The organism is Moraxella canis, assembly GCF_002014965.1.
Taxonomy (GTDB): domain Bacteria; phylum Pseudomonadota; class Gammaproteobacteria; order Pseudomonadales; family Moraxellaceae; genus Moraxella; species Moraxella canis.
This window is the reverse complement of the sequence record NZ_MUXT01000005.1, coordinates 147,562-170,724: the sequence shown is the minus strand read 5'-3', so window position 1 is coordinate 170,724 and position 23,163 is coordinate 147,562. Positions and strand designations below refer to the sequence as shown.

At 49.0% G+C, this 23,163-nt stretch carries 20 protein-coding genes; 14 read left to right on the top strand and 6 right to left on the bottom strand.

Going from position 1 to position 23,163, the window contains the following annotated elements:
- Nucleotides 1-38: 38 nt before the first annotated feature.
- Nucleotides 39-1,487 (top strand): dihydrolipoyl dehydrogenase, encoded by a 1,449-nt coding sequence (gene lpdA / locus B0180_RS04735; RefSeq protein ID WP_078255885.1) that lies wholly within the window; start codon nucleotides 39-41, stop codon nucleotides 1,485-1,487.
- Between the two features lie 178 nt (nucleotides 1,488-1,665).
- Here the strand turns inward: lpdA and B0180_RS04730 are convergent, their stop codons facing one another.
- Nucleotides 1,666-1,899: a YheV family putative metal-binding protein gene (locus B0180_RS04730; protein ID WP_078255884.1), complete on the bottom strand. Its 234-nt coding sequence runs from the start codon at nucleotides 1,897-1,899 to the stop codon at nucleotides 1,666-1,668.
- A 2-nt stretch (nucleotides 1,900-1,901) separates the two neighbouring features.
- Entirely contained in the window at nucleotides 1,902-4,028 is a 2,127-nt protein-coding gene (locus tag B0180_RS04725; RefSeq protein WP_078255883.1) for a M3 family metallopeptidase, read from the bottom strand.
- A 152-nt stretch (nucleotides 4,029-4,180) separates the two neighbouring features.
- Here B0180_RS04725 and B0180_RS04720 point away from each other — a divergent pair, with 152 nt between their 5' ends.
- From B0180_RS04720 to clpX, 5 genes are all read left to right on the top strand, one after another.
- Complete coding sequence (locus B0180_RS04720; protein WP_078255882.1) at nucleotides 4,181-4,933, top strand: endonuclease/exonuclease/phosphatase family protein; 753 nt, start codon at nucleotides 4,181-4,183, stop codon at nucleotides 4,931-4,933.
- 40 nt (nucleotides 4,934-4,973) lie between these two features.
- The gene (gene rdgB / locus B0180_RS04715; RefSeq protein WP_078255881.1) at nucleotides 4,974-5,576 is read left to right on the top strand and encodes an RdgB/HAM1 family non-canonical purine NTP pyrophosphatase; all 603 of its coding nucleotides are present in this window, start codon (nucleotides 4,974-4,976) and stop codon (nucleotides 5,574-5,576) included.
- Between the two features lie 192 nt (nucleotides 5,577-5,768).
- Nucleotides 5,769-7,103, top strand: a complete 1,335-nt coding sequence (tig, locus tag B0180_RS04710) for a trigger factor (protein ID WP_078255880.1) — start codon at nucleotides 5,769-5,771, stop codon at nucleotides 7,101-7,103.
- A gap of 88 nt (nucleotides 7,104-7,191) precedes the next feature.
- Nucleotides 7,192-7,845: an ATP-dependent Clp endopeptidase proteolytic subunit ClpP gene (gene clpP, locus B0180_RS04705; RefSeq protein WP_049238075.1), complete on the top strand. Its 654-nt coding sequence runs from the start codon at nucleotides 7,192-7,194 to the stop codon at nucleotides 7,843-7,845.
- Nucleotides 7,846-7,854: 9 nt separating this feature from the next.
- On the top strand, nucleotides 7,855-9,156 hold the full coding sequence (gene clpX / locus B0180_RS04700) for an ATP-dependent protease ATP-binding subunit ClpX (protein WP_078255879.1): 1,302 nt from the start codon (nucleotides 7,855-7,857) through the stop codon (nucleotides 9,154-9,156).
- Between the two features lie 21 nt (nucleotides 9,157-9,177).
- Here clpX and B0180_RS04695 read toward each other — a convergent pair whose 3' ends face one another.
- From B0180_RS04695 to B0180_RS04685, 3 genes are all read right to left on the bottom strand, one after another.
- Nucleotides 9,178-9,735, bottom strand: a complete 558-nt coding sequence (locus tag B0180_RS04695; protein WP_078255878.1) for an acyl-CoA thioesterase — start codon at nucleotides 9,733-9,735, stop codon at nucleotides 9,178-9,180.
- A gap of 66 nt (nucleotides 9,736-9,801) precedes the next feature.
- Entirely contained in the window at nucleotides 9,802-10,254 is a 453-nt protein-coding gene (locus B0180_RS04690) for a surface-adhesin E family protein (protein WP_078255877.1), read from the bottom strand.
- A gap of 25 nt (nucleotides 10,255-10,279) precedes the next feature.
- Nucleotides 10,280-11,401: a J domain-containing protein gene (locus tag B0180_RS04685; RefSeq protein WP_078255876.1), complete on the bottom strand. Its 1,122-nt coding sequence runs from the start codon at nucleotides 11,399-11,401 to the stop codon at nucleotides 10,280-10,282.
- A gap of 276 nt (nucleotides 11,402-11,677) precedes the next feature.
- Here B0180_RS04685 and fadB point away from each other — a divergent pair, with 276 nt between their 5' ends.
- From fadB to B0180_RS04670, 3 genes are all read left to right on the top strand, one after another.
- On the top strand, nucleotides 11,678-13,831 hold the full coding sequence (fadB, locus tag B0180_RS04680; RefSeq protein WP_078255875.1) for a fatty acid oxidation complex subunit alpha FadB: 2,154 nt from the start codon (nucleotides 11,678-11,680) through the stop codon (nucleotides 13,829-13,831).
- Nucleotides 13,832-13,860: 29 nt separating this feature from the next.
- Nucleotides 13,861-15,033 (top strand): acetyl-CoA C-acyltransferase FadA, encoded by a 1,173-nt coding sequence (gene fadA, locus B0180_RS04675; protein WP_078255874.1) that lies wholly within the window; start codon nucleotides 13,861-13,863, stop codon nucleotides 15,031-15,033.
- A gap of 100 nt (nucleotides 15,034-15,133) precedes the next feature.
- Nucleotides 15,134-15,595: a hypothetical protein gene (locus B0180_RS04670; protein ID WP_078255873.1), complete on the top strand. Its 462-nt coding sequence runs from the start codon at nucleotides 15,134-15,136 to the stop codon at nucleotides 15,593-15,595.
- Between the two features lie 50 nt (nucleotides 15,596-15,645).
- Here B0180_RS04670 and B0180_RS04665 read toward each other — a convergent pair whose 3' ends face one another.
- Entirely contained in the window at nucleotides 15,646-16,797 is a 1,152-nt protein-coding gene (locus B0180_RS04665; protein WP_078255872.1) for a patatin-like phospholipase family protein, read from the bottom strand.
- A gap of 337 nt (nucleotides 16,798-17,134) precedes the next feature.
- On the opposite strand from B0180_RS04665, the gene B0180_RS04660 reads away from it, so the two are divergent.
- The 5 genes from B0180_RS04660 to B0180_RS04640 all read left to right on the top strand — a co-directional run bounded on the left by B0180_RS04660 (nucleotide 17,135) and on the right by B0180_RS04640 (nucleotide 23,140).
- On the top strand, nucleotides 17,135-17,866 hold the full coding sequence (locus B0180_RS04660; RefSeq protein WP_078255944.1) for a phosphoadenylyl-sulfate reductase: 732 nt from the start codon (nucleotides 17,135-17,137) through the stop codon (nucleotides 17,864-17,866).
- 87 nt (nucleotides 17,867-17,953) lie between these two features.
- Nucleotides 17,954-18,877 (top strand): sulfate adenylyltransferase subunit CysD, encoded by a 924-nt coding sequence (gene cysD, locus B0180_RS04655; protein WP_143821272.1) that lies wholly within the window; start codon nucleotides 17,954-17,956, stop codon nucleotides 18,875-18,877.
- A gap of 114 nt (nucleotides 18,878-18,991) precedes the next feature.
- A complete protein-coding gene (locus tag B0180_RS04650; RefSeq protein ID WP_078255870.1) occupies nucleotides 18,992-20,293 on the top strand; it encodes a sulfate adenylyltransferase subunit 1 in 1,302 nt (433 codons plus the stop codon).
- A gap of 110 nt (nucleotides 20,294-20,403) precedes the next feature.
- Nucleotides 20,404-22,500: an ATP-dependent DNA helicase RecG gene (gene recG / locus B0180_RS04645; protein WP_078255869.1), complete on the top strand. Its 2,097-nt coding sequence runs from the start codon at nucleotides 20,404-20,406 to the stop codon at nucleotides 22,498-22,500.
- On the top strand, nucleotides 22,493-23,140 hold the full coding sequence (locus tag B0180_RS04640) for a Crp/Fnr family transcriptional regulator (RefSeq protein ID WP_078255868.1): 648 nt from the start codon (nucleotides 22,493-22,495) through the stop codon (nucleotides 23,138-23,140). The genes recG and B0180_RS04640 overlap by 8 nt, the downstream gene beginning before the upstream one ends.
- Nucleotides 23,141-23,163: the final 23 nt, after the last annotated feature.

Genomic DNA, 23,163 nt, shown 5'->3' with positions numbered 1-23,163 from the left:
GTTTTTAAAATTTAGAAATTTAGAAAAAAGAGAAGATGATGAAAAATTCGTATGATTTGGTTGTAATTGGCGGTGGTCCAGGTGGCTATGAAGCAGCAATTCGTGGCGCTCAATTGGGGTTTAGCGTTGCCTGTATCGAAAAGCGTGTGCACAAAGGTGAGCCTGCGCTTGGCGGTACTTGTTTGAACGTTGGCTGCATCCCATCAAAGGCATTGCTTGACAGCTCGCATCGCTATGAAGCTACCAAGCATGAATTGGCTGATCATGGCATCACCACAGGTGAAGTGGATATCGACATCGCCAAAATGCTTGAGCGTAAAGACAGTATTGTCAAAGGTCTGACCCAAGGCGTGGCAGGTCTTTTGAAGGGTAACGGTGTGGATTGGCTACAAGGCTTAGGCACATTGGTTGATGGTAAAGGCGCCGAAAAGCAAGTCAAATTCACACCGCTTGAAGGTGATGAAGCCACCATTACTGCCAAATATGTCATCCTAGCGGCAGGCTCTGTGCCTATCGAAATCCCTGTTGCCAAGACTGATGGCGAATACATCGTCGATTCAACAGGCGCACTAGAATTCAGCGAAGTGCCAAAGCGTCTGGGCGTGATCGGCGCTGGTGTGATCGGTCTTGAGCTTGGTTCGGTATGGCGTCGATTGGGTGCAGAAGTTGTCGTTTATGAAGCCTTGCCAGAGTTCTTGGCAGCAGCTGATAAAGACATCTCAAAAGAAGCAGCCAAACTGCTTAAAAAACAAGGCTTAGATATTCGTGTAGATACCAAAGTGACCAATGCCGAAGTGGTCAATGGTGAAGTGGTAGTGACTACTGATGTCAAAGGCGAAACCCAAACAGATACCTTTGATAAGTTGATCGTTTGTGTGGGTCGCCGTGCTTATAGCGAAAAATTGTTGGCAGAAGGCTGTGGTATTGAACTGACTGAGCGTGGCTTGGTAGCGGTCGATGATCAATGCAAAACCAATTTAGACGGCGTGTATGCCATCGGCGACTTAGTGCGTGGTCCTATGCTTGCTCATAAAGCCATGGAAGAAGGCATGATGGCTGTTGAGCGTATTCATGGCGAAAAAGCTCAAGTCAATTATGACACCATCATCAGTGTTATCTATACTCATCCAGAGATTGCATGGGTGGGTCTGACTGAGCAGGCAGCCACCGAGCAAGGTTATGAGGTGAAAACTGGTTCGTTCAGCCTGTCAGCCAATGGTCGTGCGCTAGCGCAGGGCGAAGGCGTGGGTCTGATCAAGGTAGTGGCTGATGCCAAGACTGATCGCTTGCTTGGTATGCACGCAGTCTGTGTTGGTGCAGGCGACATCGTCCACCAAGGCATGATCGCGATGGAATTTGTTTCGAGTATCGAAGATCTGCAGCTGATGACATTTGCACACCCAACTGTGTCTGAAGCGGTGCATGAAGCGGCATTGTCTGCTGATGGTCGCGCGATCCATGCGATTCAGCGTAAGAAGCGTAAGTAATTATGATCAATAAAAAACCGAGCTATGTGGCTCGGTTTTTTATTGATTTTAAAGCAATGATTGATACTTTGCTTAGCATAACAGCCTCCTTTCTATGCTATGACGATTAACTTATTAAACATCCAAAATTGATTAAACATCCCAGTCTTTAAGGCTGGGATGTTTTTAGGGTTGAAAACTATTTAAACTTCACCACGCCCACGCCATCGGCTTTGGCATTTTGGGCTTGGATGATGGCGGTCTCATCAGGCGTGGGGCGACGCTCATGGTGCCCACACTCGATGCATTCGATGTACTCATCATAGTCAGGCTCAAATACTTGGATTTGGACGATGACATCCATTGTTTTACAAGCTGGGCAGGCTACCCCTGCCAAAAACTGCCGCTTTGGGCGATTGGATTGATAACGCATGATCAGCTTCCTTGGCTTATCAGACCGCGATGGCGCAGCAGCGCATCTTGAGTAGCCTTACGGCCGCGGAATGCCACATAATTATCTTGAGCGTCGCGAGCGCTGCCTCGTGCCAAAATCTCATCGCGAAACGCCCGACCTGTGGTGGGGTTAAACACCCCGTCTTCTTCAAATTTGCCAAAAGCATCTGCCGAGAGCACTTCCGCCCAAATATAAGAATAATACCCCGACGCATAACCCCCAGCAAAGATATGGCTAAAGCCATTGGCAAAGCGCTGATATTCAGGCGGTATAACCACAGCGACCTCATCGCGGACTGTGTCTGCTGCCGATAAGATGTCAGGATAAGTTATTTGTCCAAAATTTAACATCTTGGCGGTGTGTAGTCTAAGATCAAATAGACCAAACTCCATTTGGCGCAGCGTTTGCAGACCGGTTTGAAAATTTTTGGCGGCGATGAGCGCTTCTTTTTTATCGCTTGGCAAGGGCTCGCCCGTATCCACATGACGGCTGATTAAGCGCAGACCCTCATCGGTGATGGCAAAGTTTTCCATAAACTGACTGGGCAGCTCCACCGCGTCCCACTCCACACCGCTGATGCCAGCGACATCGGCGACATCCACCGTTGTCAGCAGGTGATGCAGGGCATGACCAAACTCATGAAACAAAGTATTGGCTTCATCAAAAGATAACAGGCTTGGCTTATCATTCATCGGCGGCGCAAAATTGCCCACAATAAATCCAACAGGCAGGCGCATCTCATCGCCTTTGACTTGGCGCTTTTGAAAATCGTCCAGCCATGCACCGCCTTGCTTGCCAGCTCTGGCAAACAAATCAAGATACAGACCGCCCAACAGCTCACCGCTGTCTGCATCGTGGATCAGACAAAACAGCACATCTGGATGCCAAGCTGAATAGCTGCTTGGCTTGGCGATTGATAGGTTAATGCCAAATAATCTGCGGCAAATCTCAAACAAGCCTTCTAGCACGACCGGCAGTGGAAAATAAGGGCGAAGCTCATCGGTGGTCAGACTGAATTTGGCTTGACGAATTTTTTCGCTGACATAAGCCACATCCCAAGGCTTAAGCTCATCTAGACCCAAGCTTTGGGCGTATTCTTTGAGCTCTTGGTACTCGGCATGAGCTTGCGGCTTGGCAGCTTGGCTTAATGCCAACAAAAACTGCTCAACCTCATCGCTGTCATGAGCCATCTTGGTGGCAAGTGACAGCTCGCTATAATCTTGCATGCCAAGCAGCTTGGCTTTTTGAGTGCGCAGATTGATGATATCCACCATGATTTGCGCGTTGTCAAATTCGGTGGTATCTGGGCTTTGGTCGGAGGCGCGCGTATTATAAGCATGATACAGCGCCTCACGCAGCGCTCGGTCATCAGCAAACTGCATCACCGCCAGATACATCGGGAGGTCTAGTGTCGCCACATAGTCCGTCTCAAGCTTGGCATCTGGATGGGCGGCGCGGTAAGTCTGCGCTGCCGATTTTAGTAGCGCCAAGCCATTGTCGCTGATGCCTGACAGCTCATCTGCGCGTAGCGGTCTGACAAAATGACGCGTCGCATCCATGATATTGTCAGCAAACTTTGCCGAAGCCAAAGACAGCTTGCTTTGGATATCGGCAAACTCAGCTTTTTTGTCCGCCTCTAGTGCCACGCCTGACAGACGAAAACTGCGTAAGGCTTTTTCGATGGCGCGCTTTTGGGCGATGCTTTGATGCGCTTTGGGCAGCTGATCAAAATTCTGCTCGACCAGCTGATACAGCGAAAATAACTGAACCGATTGTCCAAGGCGCGTCCCAAAAGCAGACAGCTTTGGCAAAATGTGATGATGCGCTTGACGGATCTCATCACTGCTTGCCACGCTGTTTAGATGTGATAATACGCCAAAATACCGCTCAACTTGTTCGCCTAAGTCATGAAATTCTTGGATAATGTCAAATACCTTGGTCGCATCGCTCACCGCCTGCATCCCCTCAATCTCATCAAGGCGCTTGGTGGCAGCCTCCAAAGCTTGCTCGGTCAGCTGCTCAAGCTTATCAGGCGTGGCTTGATCAAAATCCACCAAATGCAGACGCGGATCAAGCACAGTGTCGCGTAAAAGAAGATCGGTTGGCATGATAGTTTCCCTTAAAGTGTGAATTTATTGATAAAAATATAAGATATAAATGTGTACGGTTTTGGGTTTTGCAAGCGTATTTCATCAATCAATCCTCACCAATGAGCCATGATCGTGCTACAATATCGCTCAAAGTCAGTCAATGAAATTGCATGAAAACCATTACCATCACCAGTTATAACATCCATAAAGGCATGTCGCCGACCAACCGTTTGGTGCGATTGATGGGCATGAAAGATGCCCTATCAAAAATCGATCCTGACATCTTATGCCTACAAGAAGTCCAAGGGCAAAATCTCAAACGCGCGCTTAATTTTGCTGAATTTCCTGATGGCGGTCAGCATGAGTGGTTTGGCGAGTTTTTGGGCGTATCGGCAAGCTATGGCAAAAATGCCGAATACGAGCACGGACATCATGGCAATGCGGTCTTATCGCGCCATCCGCTTGATCCTAAGCATAATTTGAACATCACCGTCAATCGCCTAGAAAAACGCGGCGTGCTACATTGCGAGGTGCATCCTGAAGGGTGGGAGCGCCCTTTGGTGGTGCTGTGCTGCCATCTGAATCTGCTACACCGAGATCGCCTCAAGCAATATCAAGCCATTCGTGACTATATTACCACCTTGGCTGATCATGTGCCGCTGATTTTGGCAGGGGATTTTAATGATTGGTCAAAAAAATCTTGCCAAGCGTTATCATCACTGGGGCTAAGCGAGGTGTTTTTGCAATCGCATGGAGAGTATCCTGCCACTTTTCCTGCCAAAATGCCTGTGCTGAGTCTAGATCGCATTTATGTGCGTGGGCTTGATGTGCATAATGCAATGGTGCATGGCGGCGTGCCTTGGTCAAATTTATCCGACCATTTGCCGATCAGTGCTGTGGTCTCATTGAGTAATGAATCATAAGCTTGGATGACATCTTAATCACTTAATCTAGGAATATCAGATGAAACAGTGGGTATTAGCCAGTAATAATCAGGGTAAATTGGCAGAATTTCAGGCGTTATTTGATGACGCTGACTTGGGCGTTGAGATCATCACCCAAGGCAGTTTGGGTATCGGGGATGCCATTGAAAATGGGGCAAGTTTTATCGAAAATGCCATCATCAAAGCACGCCATGCCGCCAAAGAAAGTGGGCTGCCAGCTGTGGCGGATGATTCGGGGCTTTGTGTGCCTGTGCTGGGTAACGCCCCTGGAATTCTCTCGGCACGCTACGCTGGGCGACATGGCGATGATGCCGCCAATAACGCTAAGCTGCTTGACGCCCTAAAGGTGCATCGCGGTGATGCGCCGATCCAAGCGTTTTTTGTGTGCGTGCTTGCATATGTGCGACATGGCGATGATCCGATGCCACTCATTGCGATTGGCAAATGGCATGGCGAGATACTCACCAAGCCTGTGGGCGAGCATGGCTTTGGCTATGATCCTTTGTTTTATATTCCCAATCTTCAAAAATCATCTGCCGAGCTTCAAAAAGCCGAAAAAAATGCCATCAGTCACCGAGCGCAGGCTCTCAAAGATTTGTTGGCTCAGCTAAGAGCAGAATAGCTGGCTTGATTTTGGGGCTTTACTAAGGCTAATAGTTGTATTTTTCACAATGATTGGCTATACTGTATTGCTTTTAATATATTTATGTGGTTATATTTAAATATTCTTTAATTGGAATATTAGTATATTTTCACAACTAGATTTTGGTCTTTTGACCGACTGTTTTTATTTTTAAACGAATTAAGGTGAGTTATGAGTGATTTACAAGTATCTGTGAATGTGGTTTCTGATAAAGAAACGCAGCTGACTGTCAAAGTACCAGTGGGCAACATTCAAAGCAAAGTTGAAAGCCGCATCCGCAGCGTGGCTAAGACAGCTAAAATTGATGGTTTCCGTAAAGGTAAGGTGCCAGTATCACACATCCGCTCACAGTATGGCGCAGGCATTCAGCAAGAAGTGATTAACGATGTCATTCGTGATACCGTATTTGAAGCGCTTGGCAACGAAAAAATCCGCGTCGTTGGCGTGCCAAACATTGACGATGTGAAGCTTGAAGATGATTTTTTGGTGTATCAAGCCACTGTTGAGACTTTCCCAGAAGTAGAAGTTCAAGGCTTGGGCGAAATCGAAGTTGAGCGTCAAGTTGCCAGCGTCTCTGACGAAGATGTAGATGCGATGATTGATAATCTACAAAAGCAGCGCCAAACTTTTGAAACCAAAGAAGGCGAGCTAGAAGAAGGCGATCAAGCGACTTTTGATTTTGAAGGTTCGATTGATGGTGAGAAATTCGAAGGCGGCAGCGCAGAGAACTACACTTTGGTGATCGGTTCAGGTCGCATGATCCCAGGCTTTGAAGATGGCATGAAAGGCATGAAAGCTGGCGAAGAAAAAACCATCACCGTCACTTTCCCAGAAGATTATCAAGCAGAGCATTTGGCGGGTAAAGAAGCGCAGTTTGTGATCACTGTCAAAGAAGTCAAAGCAGCGACTTTGCCTGAATTGAATGAAGAATTTTTTGAGCTGTTTGGTGTGACCGAAGGCGGGCTAGATAAGCTAAAAGCGGATGTCCGCAAAAATATGGAGCGTGAAGTTAAGCACGCGGGTCGCAATCAAGTCAAGCAAGCTGCGTTTGATGCATTGCTTGAAAAAAATGAATTTGATGTGCCAAAAGCCATGCTGGATCAAGAAATTGACCGCCAGCGTCAGCTGATGCTTAATCGCTTTGCACAGCAATTCGGCGCAAATCCTGCGACTTTTGATTCAAATATGCTACCAAATGAGCTGTTTGAAGACCAAGCATTGCGCGCGGTGCGTTTGGGCGTTTTGGTAAGCCAAATCATCGATGCCCAAAAACTTGAAGTCGATCAAGAGCGTGTGACCGCCTTTATCGCAGAAGCTGCCGAAAACTATGAAGATCCAGCAGAAGTGATCGAATATTACACCAACGATCAAGCACAGCGTGCCCAAGTGGAATCTGTGGTGTTAGAAGATCAAGTGGTTGATTATCTGCTAAGCCAAGCTAAGGTAAGCGACAAAGAAGTCAAATATCAAGAGCTATTAGCGGCAGCCCAGCAGCAAGCCATCTAATCTTGCCAGTTGGATTGATTGATGATTTTACAAATGCCCCAGGCTTATGCGTGGGGTTTTTGTTCTAAAAATAAACCTTGGAATGATGATGAACATGAAACAAAATCCTTATTACGATCAGCTTGCTGATGCTTTTTATGCGCCGCAAAATGCGCTAGTGCCGATGGTGATTGAGCAATCGGGTCGCGGTGAGCGCTCGTTTGATATTTTCTCGCGTCTTTTGCGTGAGCGCGTGATTTTCTTGACGGGACAAGTTGAAGATAATATGGCGAATTTGATCGTCGCTCAGCTGTTGTTTTTGGAGGCGGATAACCCTGAAAAAGACATTCATCTGTACATCAACTCACCAGGCGGCGTCGTGACGGCAGGCATGGCGATCTATGATACGATGAACTTTATCAAACCTGATGTCTCCACAATCTGCATGGGTCAGGCGGCATCGATGGGCTCGTTTTTATTATCAGCGGGCGAAAAAGGCAAACGCTATGCGCTGGCAAACTCGCGCGTGATGATCCACCAGCCTTTGGGTGGGTTCCGTGGTCAGGCGTCCGATATCGAGATCCACGCTCGCGAAATCATTGAACTCAAAGCCAAACTAAACCGCCTGCTGGCAGAACACACTGGACAGCCGATCGAAAAACTTGAGCGCGATACCGATCGTGATAATTTCATGAGCGCCGAACAAGCGCGCGAATACGGCTTGGTGGATGTGGTGCTTGATAAGCGTCCAAAAACTCTATAAGGGGCTGTTATGACAACCAAAGAGATACCAAGCTGCTCATTTTGCGGTAAGAAAAAAACCGAAGTTAAAAAACTCATCGCTGGCAATGACGCCAATATTTGCAATGAGTGTATCGAGGTGTGCGGTGATTTGTTGGGTGATTTGACCCAAAAACCCAAATCACGCAGAGCCACGACTGTCACGACCGATAAAACCGCCGAAAGCGCTCAGCCAAGCATGAGCGATGATCAAGCAGATGAGTGGCAAGACAAAGCGCTGCCCAAGCCAAAAGAGCTGCGCGCTCACTTAGATGACTATGTGATCGGTCAAGATGCCGCCAAAAAGGCGCTGTCTGTGGCAGTGTATAACCACTATAAGCGCCTAAAAGTTGCGGCAGATAAGCCTGATGCTGATGGCGTTGAGCTGTCTAAGTCAAATATCCTGCTCATCGGACCGACAGGCTCAGGTAAGACACTGCTGGCGCAGACGCTTGCCAAGATGCTGGATGTGCCATTTGCGATGGCGGATGCCACCACGCTGACCGAAGCAGGCTATGTGGGCGAAGATGTCGAAAATATCGTACAAAAGCTACTACAAGCCTCGGATTATGATGTCCAAAAAGCCGAAAAAGGCATCATTTATATTGATGAGATTGATAAAATTTCTCGCAAAAGCGAAAACCCATCAATCACGCGCGATGTCTCGGGCGAAGGCGTGCAACAAGCCCTGCTCAAGCTCATCGAAGGCACTGTGGCAAACATTCCACCCCAAGGCGGTCGCAAGCACCCACGCCAAGAGATGATTCAGGTGGATACCAGTAATATCCTGATGATCGTGGGCGGTGCATTCGCTGGGCTTGATAAAGTGATCCGCCAGCGCACCGAAAAGACAGGCATCGGCTTTAATGCTGATGTCAAAGCCCAAGATGAATCGAGCATCACCGAGCTGTTTCGTGAAGTTGAAGCCGAAGATTTGATTAAATTTGGTCTGATTCCTGAGCTGATCGGTCGTCTGCCAGTGATTGCAAGTCTAGAAGAGCTGGATGAAGCGGCGCTGGTGCAGATTTTGACTGAGCCCAAAAATGCGCTGGTCAAGCAGTATCAGTATTTATTTGAGATGGAAGGTGTTCAGCTGACTTTTGAGCCTGAAGCACTCACCGCCATCGCCAAGCGCGCCCAAGAGCGTAAGACAGGCGCGCGTGGTCTGCGCTCCATTATCGAAAATGTGCTGATGGATACCATGTATGAGCTGCCTAGCATGACAGATGTCAAAGAAGTCATCGTCACCAAAGGCGTCATCGAAGGTGGCGAAGCACCGATCACCAAACCCTAAAACCCAACCAATCCGCTGATATCACTCAGCGGATTGTTTTTGGGGGAACTGGCGTATTTTGTCGGCATCGATCCAAGCTTGCACCCACTCAGGTGGCGGCAGCTGAAAATCGGCATAACCTACCGCAGCCAGCACCTGCTCGGTGGGGATGGTCTTGCCAGTTTTGATGTTGGTAACGCCAGTACGTAGCAGGGCTTGGGAGGTGGCTTGACCATTGACTGTCATGACTTGCTCAATATAAAACCAGCGCTCATCGACACCGATCAGGTGGGTTTGGATGCTCAGCTTTTGAAACAGGCGCACACGCTTACGGTACTGCACGCTGCTGCCCGCCACGACCAAGCCCCATTTTTGGCGAAGTAGCTCTTTGCCAAGCCCTGTGCGGATCGCAAAATCCGTACGACCCAAGTCAAATAAAGTCAGCACGCGACCATTATTCAATTCAAGAAAATTATCAATATCATTGATATGACACGTATAGTGGATGACACTCGTCCCTGTGAGGGGCAGGTGCTCGCCGCGCAGCGCGCTGAGCGTGCTTTTGGTGATGGATACGCCCAAACGAATAAATGGGTACATAATTAATCCTTAATAAGATCGCTCATCTCCCCGCCCCGCCTTGGGCGGATAGATGATGCTAGATGCCTAGATACTGCCAAACTTCTGTCTTGCCAGACTACAGACGCTATCAAGCTTGTCCGCACCTACGGTATCAGGTATCACACGATCCCAATTGGCTGATGAAGTGGTTGAAATTGTCCGAGTCGTACTATCCACTGGCTGCCCTGTGCTGGTGTAATAGTATAAAGCATCAACATTCCACTTTTGGTTTGAGCAGTCAAAGTATTGAAAGGCTTTCAGTTCTCGATACAGCTTGCCACCAGAGGTCTTTTGGGCGCTTGGATAGGTAGTCTTTATCCAAGCGGTGTAGTACCGCCCACCCCCTGTAAAGCTGTGCCGCTTTAGACTGTCATAATCAACATAGATGGTCTCGTTGTTAGATGAAGTTGCAGGAATAAAGCGCCAGTCGGCTGCCTGAGCAGGCAGAGCAGTGAGTGCTGTCATCAGCATCAGGGCGATGGGATAGACACGGGTCATAATAACTCCTTTGGTTTGGCGAAAATCAATAATACTGGCTAAGCTCAGCAGCGCGCTCATCAAGCTCAGGCACTTCGCACAGATAGCGCGCGACAGTCTGGTCGCTACGGCTTTGATAGACGCTTTGGGCGTAAGTCTTGCAGCGGCGTTCGCGATCGGCATTTACCGCGCGCTGCTCATCGCGCAGTATTTGGCGCATCTCGTCAGGCAGGCTGTTCCAGACGGCGTTGATATTCGCCACGGCGTCATCATACAAGGCGCGCGCTTCACTTGGCGTGGTGTGGCTGACAGGATCATCGCTATCGACATAGACAGGCGTTGGGACGTAGATCGGCTCGCGGACGATGGTCGGCTGACTGGCGATGCTGGCAGCATAGACGCGTAGGGTTTGGGTGCGCTCATCAAGCATGGGCACTTCGCAGTGATAGCGTGCCGCTTCGATATCTAGCGGATGGCTGTATTGGCTCGCAGCTTGGGCTTTACAGGTTTGTTCGCGTGCGTTATTGATGCTGCGCTGCTCGTCACGCAGCGAGTCTTGGGTGGTCTTGGGCAGGCTTTTCCAGACGGCATTGATGCGACCGACTGCCGCCAGATACGCAGCGTGCGCTTGATCGCGCGCGGCTTGCTGCTGTGGCGTGGCGGTAGGTGTCGGCGGGGCGATCGGCTCAATGGGGTGTAGCTCAGGCGCTTGGGTCGCCTGAGAGGGCGCCTGCTCAAGGGGCGTCACTGGCTCATCTTGATCCCCAAAAAACCCAGACGACGACACCAAAACATACGCCAAAACCGCCACCGCAATCAGCGCTGCCAGTATCCCGATCACCCATGCAGCGGCTGATGAGCCTTTGGCTTTGGGCGACTGTGTGCGATAGCCAGCAGTGCCGATGGGCGGCGTGTTGGCAGGGTGAGCACCAAAAGGCGGCGGCGTGCTCTGCCCAAATTGGCGACTCATCCGCAGCCATGAGTCATACTCTGCACGCTTGATCGGATCAGACAGCACCGCATAGGCTTGGCGAATCTGTATCAGCTGCTCGGTGGCATTGGGCGCGGTTTGGTATTTTTGATTGAGTGCTTGATAAGCGGCATGAATGATTTCGATGCCTGCATTTTGGGAGATGCCCAAAATATCATAATAAGTTTGCTGTGCCATAAGAATGCTTAATCAATTAAAGAAGTGGATTATTACGCATATCTTATTAAAATAGCGAATTTTTGTAAATAATTATTATCCAGTCGCTAAATTTGAGCCAACTTAGAGACTCAAGACCACTTGACGCTGCAAGGCGTATCACCCAAAAATTGGTGACCCATCGGTCATATTTGATCAGTCAAATGACAGATGAAATAGCATGATCGGTGTGCTATATTAGGTACACGGTTGCCAAAAACAAGGCAGCGCGATTGACTAACACCATAAGGGGTATTCATGATTTATCAAGGAAAAAACATTCAGGTTGAGTTTCTCGACCAAGCAGCAGGTATTGTCAAATTTCATTTTGATGCCGCAGAGGAAAGCGTAAATAAGTTTGACAAAAAGACCACCCAAGAATTTGACGAAGCGGTGGCAGCACTTGAAGGTCGCGATGATGTCAAAGGTTTGATCGTCACTTCGGGCAAATCTGTGTTCATCGCTGGGGCGGACATTACCGAATTTGTGCAATACTTCAAGCGTTCTGAAAGCGAGCTTGAGACTTGGCTGCTTGATATTAATCGCATCTTTAACCGTTTTGAAGATTTACCTTTCCCAAAAGTGGCAGCCATCAATGGCGCGGCACTTGGCGGCGGCTGTGAGATGACTTTGGTGTGTGAATACCGCGTGGCAGGCACATCTGCCCAAATCGGCTTGCCTGAAACCAAGCTTGGCATTTTCCCAGGCTTTGGTGGTTCGGTGCGTACGCCGCGCCTGATCGGTATTGACAATGCGCTAGAAGCCATCGCGACAGGTAAGGCTTATCGACCTGCTGAAGCACTGAAGCTTGGCTTGGTGGATGCGGTGGTCGCTGATGAGTCTTTGGAAGCGTCGGCGGTTGATTTGGTCAAAAAATGCTTGGCAGGCGACTTTGATTGGCAAGCCAAACGCCAAGAAAAGCAAGTACCAGTTAAGCTTAATCAGCTTGAGCAGGCGATGGCGTTTAATTCAGCCAAAGGCGTGATTTTTGCCAAAGCCAATCCAAAGCAATACCCTGCGGTGGCGATCGCTGTTGAGACGATCGAAAAGCATGTCAATCTAAACCGTGATCAAGCGATTGCACTTGAAGCCAAAGGCTTTGCAAAAGCTGCGGTGACTCCGCAAGCAGCTGCTTTGGTAGGTTTATTCTTAAATGATCAAGCGGTCAAAAAACTTGCCAAACAGCACAGCAAAAATGCACAAAACATCGAACAAGCTGCTGTGCTTGGCGCAGGCATCATGGGCGGTGGTATCGCTTATCAAGCTGCCAGCAAGGGCTTGCCGATCATCATGAAAGACATCAAGACCGAGCAGCTGGATTTGGGTATGAATGAAGCCAGCAAGCTGTTGTCTAAAGAAGTTGAGCGCGGTAAATCAACGCCAGCTAAAATGGGTCAGACACTTGGTCGCATTCGCCCAACCTTGAACTATGGCGACTTTGGCGAAACTGACATTGTCATCGAAGCGGTGGTCGAAAACCCTGCAGTCAAAGAAGCGGTCTTATCTGAAGTTGAAGGCTTGGTAAAAGAAGATGCCATCTTGGCTTCTAATACTTCAACCATTTCTATCACTCGCTTAGCCAAAGCCCTAAAACGCCCTGAAAACTTTGTGGGCATGCACTTTTTTAACCCAGTGCATCGTATGCCACTCGTTGAGGTGATCCGCGGCGAAAAAACCAGTGATGCCGCGATCGCAACGACAGTTGCGTTGGCACAAAAAATGGGTAAAACCCCTATCGTTGTCAATGACTGCCCAGGCTTTTTGGTGAACCGTGTGTTGTTCCCTTATTTTGGTGCATTTGATTTGTTGGTCAAAGACGGCGCAGACTTTGTGACTGTTGATAAGACCATGGAAAAATTTGGCTGGCCGATGGGTCCTGCGTATTTGCTGGACGTGGTGGGTATGGATACAGGCGTGCATGCTGCCAAAGTGATGGCAGAAGGCTTCCCTGACCGCATGAAGCCAGATTATAAAGGCGCAACGGAGCTGATGTTTGAAAACAACCGTTTGGGTCAAAAAAATGGCGTAGGTTTTTATAAATATGAAACCGATAAGCGCGGCAAGCCTAAGAAAACCGCCGATACCACCACTTATGAGCTGCTAAACTCAGTTCAAACTGGCGATCAGACTTTTGATGAGCAAGAGATCATCGACCGCATGATGATCGCGTTCTGTAATGAAACGGTGCGCTGCTTAGAAGATAATATCGTAGCAAGCCCTGCAGAAGCTGACATGGCGATGATCATGGGCGTAGGCTTCCCACCATTCCGTGGCGGTCCATGCCGATATATCGACCAAGTCGGCGTGAAAAACTATGTGGCATTATGCGACAAGTACGCGCACCTAGGCAAGGCATACGAAGCGCCCGCCAAACTGCGTGACATGGCTGCAAATGGCGAGACTTTCTACTAATTATTGCTCAAATTATCAAAGGAAAAACAATGACAATTCTAAGTCCAAAAGATGTGGTGATCGTCGATGGCGTGCGCACGGCGATGGGTAAAACCAAAAATGGTATGTTTCGCAATGTGCGCGCGGATGATCTGTCAGCAGAACTGATCAAGGCGTTGATTGAGCGTAATGGCATTGACCCAAGCGAGCTTGAAGATGTGATTTGGGGCTGTGTGAACCAAACGCTTGAGCAAGGCTGGAACATTGGTCGCTATGCTGCCTTGTTGGCAGGCGTGCCAAAAACTGTGGCAGCTCAAACCGTGAACCGTCTGTGTGGTTCATCCATGCAAGCTTTGCACACCGCTGCCGCTCAAATCATGACCAATCAAGGCGATATGTTCATCATCGGTGGTGTTGAGCATATGGGTCATGTTTCGATGATGCATGGCGTTGATCCAAACCCAAAAGCCTCTAAGCACTACGCCAAAGCCTCTAATATGATGGGCTTGACTGCTGAAATGCTAGGTCGCCTAAATGGCATTACTCGCGAAGAGCAAGATGTCTTTGGGGTAAATTCTCACAAAAAAGCATGGGCAGCTACCCAAGCAGGTCGTTTTGACAATGAAATTGTTGGCGTCGAAGGTCATGACGCTGAAGGCAATCTGCAGCTATGCACTGTCGATGAAGTGATTCGCCCTGATGCCAATTTAGAAGCATTCCAAGCGCTACGACCTGTGTTCGATCCTAAGAGCGGTTCGGTGACAGCAGGCACATCATCAGCGCTGTCAGATGGTGCGTCTGCAATGCTTGTGATGTCAGCCCAAAAAGCCAAAGACTTGGGTCTAAAACCACGCGCGCGCATTCGCAGCATGGCGGTGGCAGGCTGTGACGCAGCGATCATGGGCTATGGTCCTGTACCTGCTACCCAAAAAGCACTTAAGCGCGCAGGTCTAAACCTATCTGACATCCAAACCATTGAGCTTAACGAAGCATTTGCGGCGCAAGGTCTATCAGTGCTTAAGGGCTTGGATCTACTTGACAAGCAAGACATCGTCAACCATAACGGCGGCGCGATCGCACTGGGTCATCCACTTGGCTGCTCAGGCGCGCGTATCACGACCACGCTTTTGAATGTCATGGAACAGCAAGATACGCAGCTTGGGCTTGCCACCATGTGTATCGGCTTGGGTCAGGGCATCTCAACCATCATCGAGCGTGTCTAAAGCGTGATTAAGATGACGATGTGTGTGAATTGACACACAGCCACAACAAAAACCCAAGCATGACTTTGTGCTTGGGTTTTTAACTGTATTAGGATGGGTTATGAAAACACCTTTTTATGTTGCTGTCATCTTGACGGCAATCGGCATCCAAAGTAGTTTTGCTTTGGAGTCCAAATCTTATCAGCTGCCTCATGAGATTTATGATGGCTATTGGCTGATGACGCCCAAAGATCAGCCCATGGTATCGATGGTGAGCTTTCGCCGATCTGATAACGGCATGGTCATCACCCAAAAAGTTGATTTTCGCTGCTTGTCACGGGGCAGATATCAGCAGCTCGACTCAAGCATCAACACTTTGATGCCCGAAGGCGATAAGATGGCAATGACAGATCTTAAAACCAAAGAAAAATTTTCTTATCTGCAAGTTGTGAGTCTCACACCTAAGCAAAGCCTGACCTTAAGACAAAGTTTTGATGATGAGGTTTTGTCTGTCGCCTTTCCTGATGGCATGCTGTTTGATTACACCCATACCCCGACCGCCTCACCCTCTTGTCAATTCTAATAAATCTAATAAAAAATACCGCCAAGATGCTCATACTTGGCGGTATTTTATTATTGAGTTGTTTGTATTTGGGCGTGTTTAAGCGCACGAGCATCTTCGATGGCTTGTTTGATGGCGGTGATTTGCGCGTCTGTAGCAAGCCTGCCTTCATTGATAAGCCGCGTTCGGTCGGTGCTGTCAAACACCGCAGCGCCTGTCGTTTTTGGGCGAATCAAGACATCGGCGGCGCGGACATCTTCAGGCTCGGCAGTCAAATTGGCGCCCAAATTACCAAACCATCGAGAAAATTCAGAGGCGTTGGCAGGCAGCTGTCTTGGCAAAGAAATGTCAGTATTGGCAGGGATAGACTGCATGACCGCGCCAAGCAGATCGCCCAGTGGCATATCGACAGGCAAGCCTTTGGCAGCATCATTGAGCTTATCGATATCGATTGGCACAGTCATGGTCTTATCGCCCCATTTGGCGCTGATGCCTGTCTCATTTCGTTGGATATTGATACTATTGCCTTGCGTGTGCGGAGTGTTTGAATCAGGTGCTTGTCTTTCGCCCATGACATCGACAGCGATGATGACATCAGCGCCCAGACTTTTGGCGATGCGTGTGGGTAATAACGCCACTTGTGAGCCGTCCACATATTTTTCGCCACCTGTTTCAGGAATGCGCGGTGGGATGAATAATTTTGGGACGCTGGATGAGGCTTGGACCGCCAGTCCTGCTTCACCAGTTCTAAAAGTCACTGCCGTATTTGTGTGCATCTGTGTCGCCACCGCCGCATAGCGCATAGGAAAGGCTTCGATGGGGCGATGATTGACCTGCTCATTGACATAGCGGCGCAGGCGCGTCCCATCAATCAAGCCTTGCTGAGAGGGTGTGATTTCGATCAAATCCGTTTCTTTGACAGCATCGGCAAGATCGATCAGCTCAGAGGGCGTCTTACCGCTGGCATAAACCGCGCCCACCAACGCCCCAGCACTGGTGCCGACCACCATATCAGGGCGGATGCCATGCGCCTCAAGCGACTCGATCGCCCCAATATGCGCAAAGCCGCGTGTGCCACCCCCACCAAGCACCAAAGCCACGACAGGGCGCGCCTCATCGGCTTTTGGCGTGGCTGATACTTGGGCGGTGGATGGCGGCGTGGTGCTACCACAAGCCGTCAGTATCAGTGCAAAGACAGGTACAGCTGCGACAGCCAATCTCATGACAACTCCTAAAACTCACAAAAAATAACTGTGAACTATATCATATCTTTGGTGCAAGGGTATTTGGCAAATGCTATTTTATGTAAGGATTATGTAGAAATTGTACAGACATTCGGTGGATATGACTGAATTCAAAGGGGTTGGCAAGCCTTATTTGGCGCGCTGATAAGTTAAGATTGGCTCAAATGGGATTACTAATGCCAAAAAGTGATTTACTTTGTACAAAAAGTTATTTTCGATTTTTTGGTGGTGGTGGTACTTTGTGCAGTATCCAAATGAACCGATCCGCAGATCAAATCATCTAGCCATCTATTTAGTCAATTTGAGAGCCAAAATCATGATGATCAAACCTGTACTTTGGCAAATCCCAGCGCCAAGTGATGAGACCATTCAAGGTCTTGATGACAAAATCAACACCCTGCACGCGCGCTTAGCAGACATCCACGCCAAGCATCATGCCGTCAAGTTTGCCAGCAGCTTACAGGTAGAAGATATGGTCATCACCGATGCATTGGCTAACCACCATCCCAGCACTGAAGTATTTACTTTGCAGACAGGCAGGCTCAATGCCGAGACGCTCAGCCTCATTGACACCGTCAAGGCGCGCTATCCTGCACTGAATTTCAAAACTTATGAGCCAGATCCTCAAGCGGTGGCGGACTATGTGGCAAATCATGGCTTAAACGCTTTTTATGAAAGCGTCGATCTGCGCAAATCGTGCTGCTTTATTCGTAAAGTTGAGCCTTTAAATCGTGCTTTGGTCGATGCTGATGCTTGGCTGACAGGGCAGCGCCGCGAGCAGTCGATCACTCGCACTGAGCTGAATTTGGCAGAAGCGGATCTAGAACGCGGTATCGCCAAATATAATCCGATTTTTGATTGGCAGGAAGCGGATGTGTGGGCATATATTTTGACCAAAAATATTCCCTTTAATGAGCTGTATCGCCAAGGCTATCCTTCTATCGGCTGTGAGCCATGCACCATGCCTGTGAAACAAGGCGAGGACATCCGCGCAGGGCGCTGGTGGTGGGAGCATAAAGACAGCAAAGAGTGTGGTCTGCACAAATGATTTTGGGCGAGTGTATTTGGTTTTAAGCATTTTATAAGACAAGCCTAGGATTTAGACAAATTTTATTGAGATTGACAGGTAATTATCATGACAAAAACTACCCTACAAAATGAGCATTTGGATTGGCTTGAAGCAGAATCCATCTACATCATCCGCGAAGTGATCGCTGAGTGCCGTAACCCTGCTTTATTATTTTCAGGTGGCAAAGACTCTGTGGTGCTGCTTGCACTGGCGCGCAAGGCATTTGCCATTGAAGGTCGTGATGTGACGCTGCCATTTCCTTTGGTGCATATCGATACAGGACATAATTATCCTGAAGTGATTGAATTTCGTGACGAGCAGGTCAAAAAGCTCAATGCTCGCTTGGTGGTCGGTCATGTCGAAGACTCGATCGCCAAAGGCACAGTCGTACTGCGCAAAGAAACCGACTCAAGAAACGGTGCTCAAGCGGTGACTTTGCTTGAAACCATCGAGACGCATCAATTTGATGCTCTGATGGGCGGTGCACGCCGAGACGAAGAAAAGGCGCGTGCCAAAGAGCGGATTTTCTCATTTCGTGATGAGTTTGGTCAATGGGATCCCAAAGCTCAGCGCCCAGAGCTGTGGTCTTTGTATAATGCCAAGCACCATCAAGGCGAGAATATGCGCGTATTTCCGATCTCAAACTGGACGGAGCTTGACATTTGGCAGTATATCGCGCGCGAAAACCTTGAGCTGCCTTCGATTTATTATGCTCATGAGCGTGAAGTGGTCGAAAAAGGTGGGCTTTTGGTGCCTGTCACGCCACTGACCCCAAAAGCTGATGGCGATGTCAGCGAAATTCGTTCGGTGCGTTTTCGTACTGTGGGTGATATCTCATGCACCTGCCCTGTGGCAAGCAGCGCAGCCACGCCTGAGGAGATCATCCAAGAGACTGCTGTGGTAGAGATCTCAGAGCGTAGCGCCACTCGCCTGGACGATCAGGTCAGTGAAGCGGCGATGGAAGCGCGCAAAAAGCAAGGCTATTTTTAATAAATTGAATAAACGCCGAGACATGATCTTTGGCGAAGTCAGCGATATCAAGATCATCGCCAATCAATGTCTCCAAACAAAAATTAGTAAAAGATTAACATAAAGGATAGTCAGATGAGTCATCTAAATACCCAGCCGCTGAGATTTATCACCGCAGGCAGCGTCGACGACGGCAAAAGCACCTTGATCGGTCGCCTGCTTTATGACAGTAAGGCGCTGCTTGCCGATCAGATCTCCAACCTAAATAAAACCAAAACCACAGGCGATGTCATTGATTTTTCGGTGCTGACCGATGGGCTTTTGGCGGAGCGTGAACAGGGTATCACCATCGATGTGGCGTATCGCTACTTTTCGACAGCTAAGCGCAAATTCATCATTGCCGATACTCCAGGGCACGAGCAGTACACGCGTAATATGGTCACAGGTGCGTCGACCGCTCATGCTGCGGTGGTGCTCATTGATGCATCGCAGATTGATTTTGAGCAAGATGAAGTTCAGCTTTTGCCACAAACCAAGCGCCACTCAGCGATCCTGAAGCATTTGCGTTGCCCGCATATTTTGGTGGCGATCAATAAGATGGATTTATTGAATTTTGATGAAAATAAATTTAACGCCATCGTGCGCGCCTATGAAAAGTTGGCGGCACAGCTGAATTTGCAAGATGTCAAATTTGTACCTGTCTCTGCCCTAAATGGCGATAATATCGTCCACAAAAGCCAAAATACGCCGTGGTATCAAGGCGGCGCATTGCTTGAGATCTTAGAAGAGTTGCCAGTGGGTGAGGCGGTTCAGACTGAGGCGGCAGCGTTTCATTTGCCAGTTCAGTATGTGCTGCGCGCTGATGGCGACAAAAAAGATGATTTTCGTGGTTATCAAGGTCGTATCGAATCAGGCAGCATCTCGGTTGGTGATGAGGTGCGCGTTGAGCCGTCAGGTCGCATCAGCCGCATCCAAGAGATTATTAGCCCCAATGGCGCAGTCAGCCAAGCTTCTGTGGGTGAACAAATCACCATCACGCTTACCGATGACATCGATATCTCTCGCGGTGATAGTATCGTCTCGGCAGCGTCTCAGACCTTACCGACCAAGCGTCTGCGCGCCACATTATGCTGGTTTGATGAGCGTGCTTTGAATCCTGCTCGTAAATATTTATTAAAACACACCACCCAAACCGTTTTTGCTAAGGTTAGTGGGATTGACCATGTGTGGGATGTGCATACTTTGTCAAATTTCAGTGATCAATCGACGCTGAATATGAATGACATCGGCGAGGTGAGTATTAGTTTACAAAAGCCGATTATGGCAACTGCTTACGCCCAAAACACCGCCACAGGCTCATTTATTTTGATTGATGAGGCGACCTATCATACGGTGGCAGGCGGGATGATTTTGGTAGAAGAGACTGAAGATTTTTAAGTCAGTTTAGGACAAATCTGTAAAAAGCCGACTAAAATGGTCGGCTTTTTGCTTTTTTGGAGGAATTATTTTACAATCATGATGAGTTTTTATAATTATTGGATAAATTTATGACCAAGTCTGTCATGACCATTCATTTGCCAGTGACCGCACTGTCTGGTGTAGGTCAGGCATTGGCTGGGCGATTGGCTGAGCTTGGGATTCATCGCATCTTTGATATGCTGATGCATCTGCCGCGAGATTATGAGGATCGAAGCCGCATTATCCCGATTAAGGATGTCAGTCATGGCATGAGCGCTTTGGTGGCGGGCGTCGTGACTTGGGTTGAAAAAAACCGCACAGGATTGTCGGTGACCTTGGAGGATGCCACAGGGGTGATGACGCTTCGGTTTTTTCATACTTATCCTGGTTTATTGAACACCATGACGGTGGGGGCGAAGATTACCGCATTTGGTGAGATAAAGGTCAGTCGCTATGGCACACAGATGTCCCATCCTGACTATCATCTGACAGGCACAAAAAAGTTTGACTCTGGGCTTTTGCCCATTTATCCTGCTGTCAAAGGCGTCAATCAAAATAAGCTTAGGCAGCTGGTACGCCTGGCACTGGCAGCGGTGCAGCAAGATGGCATCCACTGCCTATCGGACGCGGAGCTGAAGGCGGCGGGCGTAGGGCTGACAGGCGATCTGCTGCCAGCGCTAGAGGCGATCCATCTGCCGGCGATCCATGCTGATATTTTTAGCCAAACTGCCTTACTGACAGGACTCAAAGACCGCACTCATCCTGCCTGTCGCCGTATTATCATCGAAGAGCTGGTGGCGCATCAGCTGAGTTTTTTATTTCGGCGCAATAATGTCTATCAGCACAAAGCGCCTAAATGCGATCAAATCAGCCCACTTGCCAAGCAACTGGCGGCAAGCCTGCCTTTTGAGCTGACAAATGCCCAAAAGCGAGTCATCGGCGAGGCGGTGTCTGATATGGCGACATCGCGCCCCATGCTCAGACTCATCCAAGGCGATGTCGGCGCTGGCAAGACTCTGGTGGCTGCGATGACGGCATGCTATGCTTTAGATAGTGGCTGGCAGGTGGCAGTTATGGCACCGACAGAGATTTTGGCAGAGCAGCATTTGATCAATTTTCAAAAGTGGTTTGAGCCGCTCGGGATTGGAGTTGGGTGGCTGGCAGGTAAGCAAACCGCCAAAGAGCGTGCAGCAGCGCTGGATGCCATCAGCGAAAATCAGGTGCAAGTCGTGGTCGGCACCCATGCGCTGTTTTCAGATACGGTTGTTTTTGCCAAATTGGGATTGGTGATCATTGATGAGCAGCACCGATTTGGGGTGGAGCAGCGCCTACGCTTGACGAGTAAAGGCGTGTCAGGCGGAACGCCGCATCAGCTGACAATGACCGCAACACCCATTCCAAGGACGCTTGCAATGAGTATGTACGGTGATATGGATGTCTCAGTGATCGATGAGCTGCCACCCAACCGCACGCCGATCACCACAGTGACAATTAACCGAGATCGCCGAGACGAGGTGATTGAGCGCATTCAAGACAACTGCCGAGCCGGCAAACAGGCGTATTGGGTGTGTCCACTGGTTGAGGAGTCGTCGGCTTTGGATGTGCAGTCGGCTGAGCTGACTTATGAGGATCTGACCAATCGGCTTGATATCCGCACGGGGCTTGTGCATGGCAAGATGAAAGCTGCTGACAAACAGGCGGTGATGCAAGCCTTTAAGGCGGGTGACATCGACCTGCTGATCGCCACGACGGTGATCGAGGTGGGCGTGGATGTACCTAATGCATCATTGATGGTGATCGAAAATGCCGAACGCTTGGGGCTGTCACAGCTGCATCAGCTCAGAGGGCGAGTTGGGCGCGGCGATGCCAAAAGCTTTTGTGTGCTGCTATATCAGCTGCCGTTATCGCCGACAGGCATTGAGCGGCTCAATGTACTCAAAGACAGTACTGATGGCTTCGTCATTGCCCAAAAGGATCTAGAACTAAGAGGCGCAGGCGAGCTTTTGGGCAAGCGCCAAACGGGGGACATGGGCTATTATTTGGCGGATATTGTGCGAGATGAGTCGCTGCTTGAAGCGGCAGGCAACATTGCACGCCAATTAATCGCCACTCCCGATAAACTGCCAAAAGCTACGGCAATCATGAACACTTGGCTACCGGAATCCAAAGACTATGTCAATGTTTGATGATTACAGCTTGGCGTTATTTGCTGATAGCGATCGCTTAACCGATAGCGAGATTATCCGCAGATGGATGCAGCACTGGGCGTATACCATGCCTGAACTGAGCGATGAGCAAGTCAAAGATGTGGTAAGAGGGTTTCAGATACAGCGGCTGCCTGCGCGAAGCTACTGGCAGGTGGCAGGTCGGGTGCAAGATCAAATTGGCGTGCTTGTGTTTGGGCTGTGTAAGCTTGAATATCAAGATCAGCATGGTAATGTGGTTAATGTTCATTTTATACAAGCAGGTGATGGTGTCGGTGAACATCAAGCTTTTATCGAACAAGGTCTGTGTCGTTATAGCCTGCAAACCATTGAACCAAGCGTCATCATTGCAACGGATTTGGCGCATTATGAGTACTGCTGTCAGCGCTATCCGATTTTTTATCGATACATCAGCCAAAACCTGACCCAAGTCTTGGCGCAAAACATCGCTCGTATCGACAGCCTGCTCATCACTGATGGTCAATCGCGCTATGTCAGATTTATTGAAACAAATCCAAAGCTTGCAGCTAGGCTTTCGGTTTCTGATTTGAGCTCTTATTTGGGTATGTCTCGCCAAATGCTCACTCGTATCCGCAAAAAACTGGGTCATCGGCGCGCATGACTAAAGCTTGGTCGGCTTGATTT